At 73.4% G+C, this 6,438-nt stretch carries 5 protein-coding genes; 4 read left to right on the forward strand and 1 reads right to left on the reverse strand.

The window, feature by feature from the left end; all coding sequences use genetic code 11:
• Positions 1 to 60: 60 nt before the first annotated feature.
• The 3 genes from WDV06_RS26795 (at position 61) to WDV06_RS26805 (ending at position 3,782) form a co-directional block, all read left to right on the forward strand.
• Positions 61 to 1,419, forward strand: coding sequence for a radical SAM protein (locus tag WDV06_RS26795; protein ID WP_395512349.1), 1,359 nt, complete (start codon positions 61 to 63; stop codon positions 1,417 to 1,419).
• Positions 1,420 to 1,651: 232 nt separating this feature from the next.
• Entirely contained in the window at positions 1,652 to 2,413 is a 762-nt protein-coding gene (locus tag WDV06_RS26800) for a DUF4142 domain-containing protein (protein WP_395512350.1), read from the forward strand.
• A gap of 4 nt (positions 2,414 to 2,417) precedes the next feature.
• Complete coding sequence (locus WDV06_RS26805; protein WP_395512351.1) at positions 2,418 to 3,782, forward strand: DUF1996 domain-containing protein; 1,365 nt, start codon at positions 2,418 to 2,420, stop codon at positions 3,780 to 3,782.
• A gap of 82 nt (positions 3,783 to 3,864) precedes the next feature.
• On the opposite strand, the gene WDV06_RS26810 is transcribed toward WDV06_RS26805, so the two are convergent.
• Positions 3,865 to 5,082, reverse strand: coding sequence for a PucR family transcriptional regulator (locus tag WDV06_RS26810; protein WP_395512352.1), 1,218 nt, complete (start codon positions 5,080 to 5,082; stop codon positions 3,865 to 3,867).
• 457 nt (positions 5,083 to 5,539) lie between these two features.
• Here WDV06_RS26810 and WDV06_RS26815 point away from each other — a divergent pair.
• A partial coding sequence (locus WDV06_RS26815) for a hypothetical protein (protein ID WP_395512353.1) occupies positions 5,540 to 6,438 on the forward strand: 899 nt, incomplete at its 3' end.

Below are 6,438 nucleotides of genomic sequence, written 5' to 3' on the forward strand. Positions count from 1 at the left end.
GATGTGCCCGCGGGAGCCCACAGGCTCCTCGGGCGCCGCCCGTCTGCCCGAGGAGTTCGCATGGCAAGCCAGACCCGTACCGCGCTGGTCGAGGACCTCATGGCCCGCTTCCCCCACGTGCCGCGGGAGGCCGTGATCAAGGAGGACCTGCTGCGGGGCGGCATGGCCTTCGACGAGTCCGCGCTCAGCGGCGGCGGCGCCGACGGGCCGGGCGGCGGCGACGTGAAGCCGAAGTCGTACTTCATCTTCTCCTTCGACCACCGCACCCTGCCGGAGCTGGGCGCCGCCGCGCTGAACCGGCCGCCGGAGGAGATCGTGCTCACCGGCGGCCCGTACGGGCTGCGGCGCACGGTGGTGTCGGTACGGGTCAACCCGGACTCCCCGTACGTGGTGCGCGGCGGCGAGGACGGCACGCTGGGCCTGTACCTGGACGGCGTGCGGATCTCCGACGTGGGGCTGCCGCCGATGCCGGAGTACTACCGGCACAAGCTCTCGAACGGCAAGTCGGTGATGGAGGTCGCGCCGACCATCCAGTGGGGCTATCTGATCTACCTGACCGTCTTCCGGGTGTGCCAGTACTTCGGCGCCAAGGAGGAGTGCCAGTTCTGCGACATCAACCACAACTGGCGCCAGCACAAGGCGGCGGGCCGCCCGTACACCGGGGTGAAGCCGGTCGAGGAGGTGCTGGAGGCCCTGGAGATCATCGACCGGTACGACACGGCGGGGACCTCGCGCGCCTACACCCTCACCGGCGGGTCCATCACCTCCCAGGTCGGCGGACGGGACGAGGCCGATTTCTACGGGCACTACGCGCAGGCCATCGAGGAGCGCTTCCCCGGCCGCTGGATCGGCAAGGTGGTCGCCCAGGCCCTGCCGCGCGACGCGGTGCAGCGTTTCCACGACCACGGCATCCGGATCTACCACCCCAACTTCGAGGTGTGGGACCGCCGGCTGTTCCAGCTCCACTGCCCGGGCAAGGAGCGGTACGTGGGCCGCGACGAGTGGCACCGCAGGATCCTCGACTCCACCGAGGTGTTCGGCCCGCGCCATGTGATCCCCAACTTCGTGGCGGGCATCGAGATGGCCGAGCCCTTCGGATTCACCAAGGTCGGCGAGGCCATCGACTCCACGGCCGAGGGCCTGAGGTTCTTCATGTCGCACGGCGTCGTGCCGCGGTTCACGACCTGGTGCCCGGAGCCGACGACCCCGCTGGGCAAGGCCAACCCGCTGGGCGCCCCGCTGGAGTACCACATCCGGCTGCTGGAGACCTACCGGGCGACGCTGGAGGAGTTCGGCCTGAGTTCCCCGCCCGGGTACGGGCCGGCCGGCCCGGGGCGCGCGGTGTTCTCCGTCAGCTCGTTCATGGACAGCCTGGAGGGGCTGGAGGAGCCCGGGGACGAGGGTCCCGCCGCTTCCTGACCTCCGCTTCCGCTTCGCCTCGCCCGCCCTCCCCCGAAGGGGCCCGGTCCGCACGGACCGGGCCCCTTCGGCGTGCGGCGGGGCCCCGGTCCCGGTTCCGGAAGGCGGCAAGGTAGCAGCCCCGTCCGGTCTCGCGCGGATGTTTGTCCGATGGTGATGGTCCTTCCTCGACGGCCCCGGTGCGGGCACTAGCGTCCCGTGCCACCCCCAGCCCACCGAGCGAGGAGGCAGCGTGCTGTCATTGCGGCGGCGATCCACCGGCGGCCTGTCCGTGGCCACGAGGTACACGATCGGGAGCGGCCTGGTCATCAGCGCGCTGGTGGCCACACTGGTCGCCCTGCTGGTCCCGGTGTCGCGGTTCGGCGACCGGGCAGCGGCGGCCCCGGCCGGATCGGCGGCCCTGCCGGCCGGGGTCGAGGACGACGGCGGCGGGACCATGAGCACGGCGTACGGGCCGTTGAGCGCCGTCGACCGGGACTTCGTCCGCAAGGTACGGCTGGCCGGCCTGTGGGAGCTGCCCGCCGGCCGGCAGGCCCAGCAGCGCGGGACCCGCCCCTCGGTGCGCACCGCCGGGCAGCACCTGGTGGAGGGCCACACCGAACTGGACCGGCAGGTGGTGCAGGTCGGCCAGGCCCTCGGCGTGGACCTGCCCGACCGGCCGTCCGCACAGCAGCAGGCGTGGCTGGACCAGCTGACGGCCGCTCAGGGTGCGGAGTACGAGCGTTTGTTCGTCCAGCTGCTGCGCCGGGCGCACGGGAAGGTGTTCGCCCTGCTGGCGCAGGTACGGGCCCAGACCCGCAACTCGATGGTGCGCGCCCTCGCGACCTCGGCCAACACCACCGTCCTCGACCACATCACGGTCCTGGAGGAGAGCGGGCTCGTCGACTTCGACTCCCTCTCCGACCCGACGCCCGCGCCTTCCTCCCCCGTTCCGGGCCGTTCCCCGGGGGCCCCGACCCCTCCGATGTCCGACCGACGATACGAAGTGAAGTGATCGCATGAGTCAGCAGGGCCACAGGCGCCCCCGGTTGTCGAAGAAGCTCCTGGCCGTGGTGAGCGCCCTGGTACTGGGCGGCGGCGGGGTGGCGATCGTCGCCGGGAACGCGAACGCGGGCCAGGACGCCTCCCGTACCGGGCAGGTGACGGCCACCATCGACTGCCCGGACGTGGGCGACCGGCTCACGGCCGTGCCGGACGGCGCCAGGGCGGAGGTGGACGAGAACCTCGCGCAGCTGGACGTCCAGGTCGCCGACGCCTACCGGCAGCTCGCCTCGGGCCAGGTCAAGGGCAGGACGCAGCAGGACGCCCTGCTGGGCCGGCTGCGCGACCAGCGGGGTACGACCATCAGCCGGGTGTCCGACGCGATAGGCCGCGCGGGCGGGCGTCCCGAGGGGCTGGGCTCGATGAGCGGGTGCGTGATGAAGGAGGCGTCGGCGCAGGACGACCCGGCCGCCGACGGCGCCCGGAGCATCGGGCAGAAGGGCGGCCCGGCGAAGAGCGACTTCGTCGACATCACCCGGGTGCGGCCCAACGTGAAGGCCCCCGCGGCGTCGGCGGCCGCCTCCAAGGGCTCCTTCACCTCGGAGTGCGGGCGCAACGAGAACGGCCACTTCAACCCCGACAACGTGATCGTCGCCCCGGGCGTCTCCAACGGCGCGCACCACATGCACGACTACGTGGGCAACAAGACCACCAGCGCCTTCTCCACCAACGACAGCCTCGCCGCCTCGGGCACCACCTGCGCCAACGGCGACCAGTCCACCTACTACTGGCCGGTGCTGCGGCTGCGCGACGGCAGGGCCGAGCGCGACGCGAAGGCGCCGGGCGGCGGGCAGGACGCCAACGTGGGCACGATCCTGCGGCCGAAGCAGGCCACCATCACTTTCAAGGGCAGCCCGGCCGGGCCGGTCAAGGCGATGCCGCGGTTCCTGCGGATCATCACGGGTGACGCGAAGGCCTTCAGCAACGGCACCGCCAACGCCAACGCCTCCTGGAGCTGCACCGGGTTCGAGGACCGGCAGCTGAAGGACAAGTACCCGGTCTGCCCCAAGGGCAGCGACGTCGTGCGCACCTTCACCTTCCAGAGCTGCTGGGACGGCCGCAACACCGACAGCGCCAACCACCGTACGCATGTGGCCTTCCCGGACGCCTCCGGGCGCTGCAAGAAGGGCTTCACCGCCATTCCGCAGCTGGTGGAGCGGGTGACCTACGGGGTGGCGCCGGGGGCGCGGTTCGCCGTGGACAGCTTCCCGGAGCAGCTGCACAAGCCGGTGACCGACCACGGCGACTTCATCAACGTGATGTCGGACGGGCTGATGGCCCGGGCGGTGGGCTGCATCAACGGCGGGCGGTCCTGCCGCTGATCCCGGCGCTGCGCGCGAACGGCCGGCCCGGAGCCTGTGTGCTCCGGGCCGGCCGTGTCGTGCGTGCCGTGCGGCTGCGGGTTCAGAGGCCGTTGACGCGGGCCATCCGCCCGACGACCAGGGGGGTGAAGTCGGCGGTGACGACGCGGGCGGCGCGGCGCGCGACCCGGGAGTGCTGGCGGCGCACCTGGGCCATCAGGCGGCGGCTGCGCAGGGCCATCTCCAGTTCGAAGCGGGTCCGGGGGTCGCGCAGCCCGGGCCCGAAGAGCTTCTCCAGCTGACGCATCCGGTAACGGACGGTCTGCGGGTGGACGTTGAGCGCCTTGGCGGCCTCGGGGGCGCCGCCGCCCTCCAGCCAGGCGAGCAGGGTCACCTCCAGGCGTTCGCTCTGGCGCGGGGTCAGGTCGGCGAGCGGCCGCAGCCAGCGGGCGGCCAGGGCGTGGGCCAGGGGCTCGTCCTGGAGCAGGAGGAGGGTGGAGAGGTGGTCGTCCACGAAGACGGCGCGGGCGTCGTGGCCGGCGCGGGCAGGGGTGAGGGTGAGCAGGCGCAGGGCCCAGCGCAGGGAGGAGGCGGTGTCGCGGAGGGGGACGGCGTGGCCGACGGCGGCGACGCGGCCGCGCAGCGGGGGTTCCAGGGTGGCCCGGGCGTCCGGGTCGGTGCTCGGGAGCAGCAGGCAGGGGCGTCCGGCGAACATGCCGCCGAGTGCGTCGTCGAGGACGGCCGCCAGCTGCTGGGCCTCACCGGGGGTGGCGAGGGCGACGGCCCGTACGGCGGCGGGCAGCGGCCAGCCGGCGGCCCGGGCGAGGTCGTCGAGGGAGTCCTGGGAGGCGGCGCGGTCGTCGGTCAGAGCCTTGAAGAGTTCCTGGCGCACCCGGTCGGCCGGAGCGGCGGCGGACTCCTGCCGGGTTCCGCCGCCGTGTCCGTGCGCGTGCCCGTGCGCGTGGCCCGTGCCGCGGACCGGTTCGGAGGATGCCTCGCGGGGGTCGTCGCGGCGGCCGTCGTGCCTGACCTCGTGCCCGGCGCCGAGGACGGTCCCGAGGACGTCCTTGTCCTCGCACCCGCCCTCGTCCCGCTGGGTCTCGTCGCGGTAGCCGAGGGCGGTGAGGAGGGCCTCTTCCACCCGCTGTCTGATCAGATCGTCGTCGATGGCGTCATTACCGTCGACAAGCGTGGAAAATCCCGGAATTCCCTGCAGAAGCTCCTCCACTATCTCCGCGGCCAGTGCGGGGAGTTCCCTGCGCACGACACGCGTCCACTCTCCTCGGGGGCGGGACCAGATGCGGTTCAGAAGTTCGCACATCGTTTCCTCGTTCTTGCCGGGGTGAGGCCTGTCCGGTGGAGGAGCGACAAGCCCGTCAGTGTGGTCTGCCTCGCCAACCACCCTGCCTGTCAAGAGAGTTGCAGCCCCCACGCGCCCTTCTGGAGGGATCCGGCCACTTTTGCTCCCCGCGGGTTTGCCTTGTTTTTGCCCCCGGGGACGCATGGATGGCGCGCGACGCGGTGGCCTGTCACGACCTCCACTGGAGGGGAATCTTCCGGCGTTGTTCGATGCACCGGAGACGCGGTGCGAGAAATTATCACGTTTCGATAAATCCTGTGGAGATGCTGCGCAGCTCCACGATGCTGCTGCACTCCGGCCCCGAGCCCCTTCGGCCGGCGCGGGAATTCCACAGCGCTGCCGGCCGTCACCACCACGACCCCCGGGTGCCGAGCGCCAGGTGGACTGTGCTCGGAACCCCGGTGCACAGGAGACCTGGATGCCCCTGCCCCAGCCGCACATACCCCGCTCCCACCGGTCGCGACGCAGGAGCCGCCACGCGGCGGCGGCCCCGGCCGCGGGACGGCGGGCCGTCCGGCGGCCCCCGCTCCTGCCCGCCTCCGGCCGGCTGCGCCCCAGCGCGCTGTGCGCGGGCGGCGCCGCGCTCGTGTCCCTCGTCGTGGCGCTCCGCGCGGGGGCGCTGTCCCACCTGTGGGAGTTCCTCGACTACGGGGTGGGCGTGCTCTCGCTCGTCAGCCTCACCGCCACCGTCCTGTGGGGCCTGGCGGCCACCGACCGCGCGGTCCTCGGCTCCGGGCACCGGCTGCTGGCCCAGGGCGTGCACCGCGGTCTGGCGGTGGCCGGGCTGGGCTTCCTGGCCCTGCACGTGTGGGTCAAGGTGGCCCAGGGGCACACCTCGGCGGCGGGCGCCTTCGTGCCCTTCACCGACGCGGACCGGCCCGTCCTGATCGGGCTCGGCACCCTGGCCGGATATCTCTTCGTCTCCGTCGCGGTCTCCGGGGCCGTGCGTAGTGTGTTCGCGGTCAAGAACCGCTCCGCCTGGTGGCGGGCGCTGCACATCGGCGCCTACCCGGCGTGGGGGGCCTCCCTCGTCCACGGGCTGAAGGCGGGCCGCCCCGCGGACGCCTGGGTGACGGCCTCGTACGCCCTGTGCCTGGCCGGGGTCGCCGTGGTCATCGCCCTGCGCCTGCGCTCGCGGAGGCTCGGCGCTCCCCCGCGCCCGGCCGCCGCCCCGCACCCCCCCCCCCGGCCCGCGCCCCCGCCCCCCCCCCCCCCCGGGGGTGCCCCCCCCCCCCCCCCCCCGGGCCGCCCCCGGGGGGCCCCGGGGGCCGGACGGGGGCACGATCGGGCGGGGTCGGAGGACGCCGGGGGACGCGG

This window comes from Streptomyces racemochromogenes, assembly GCF_044129415.1.
Classification (GTDB): Bacteria; Actinomycetota; Actinomycetes; order Streptomycetales; family Streptomycetaceae; genus Streptomyces; species Streptomyces racemochromogenes_A.

Excerpts from the sequence above, each read along its gene's own strand:
- WDV06_RS26795 (WP_395512349.1), top strand. The coding sequence starts at position 61 with ATGGCAAGCCAGACCCGTACCGCGCTGGTCGAGGACCTCATGGCCCGC.
- WDV06_RS26805 (WP_395512351.1), top strand. The coding sequence starts at position 2,418 with ATGAGTCAGCAGGGCCACAGGCGCCCCCGGTTGTCGAAGAAGCTCCTG.
- WDV06_RS26810 (WP_395512352.1), bottom strand. The coding sequence starts at position 5,082 with ATGTGCGAACTTCTGAACCGCATCTGGTCCCGCCCCCGAGGAGAGTGG.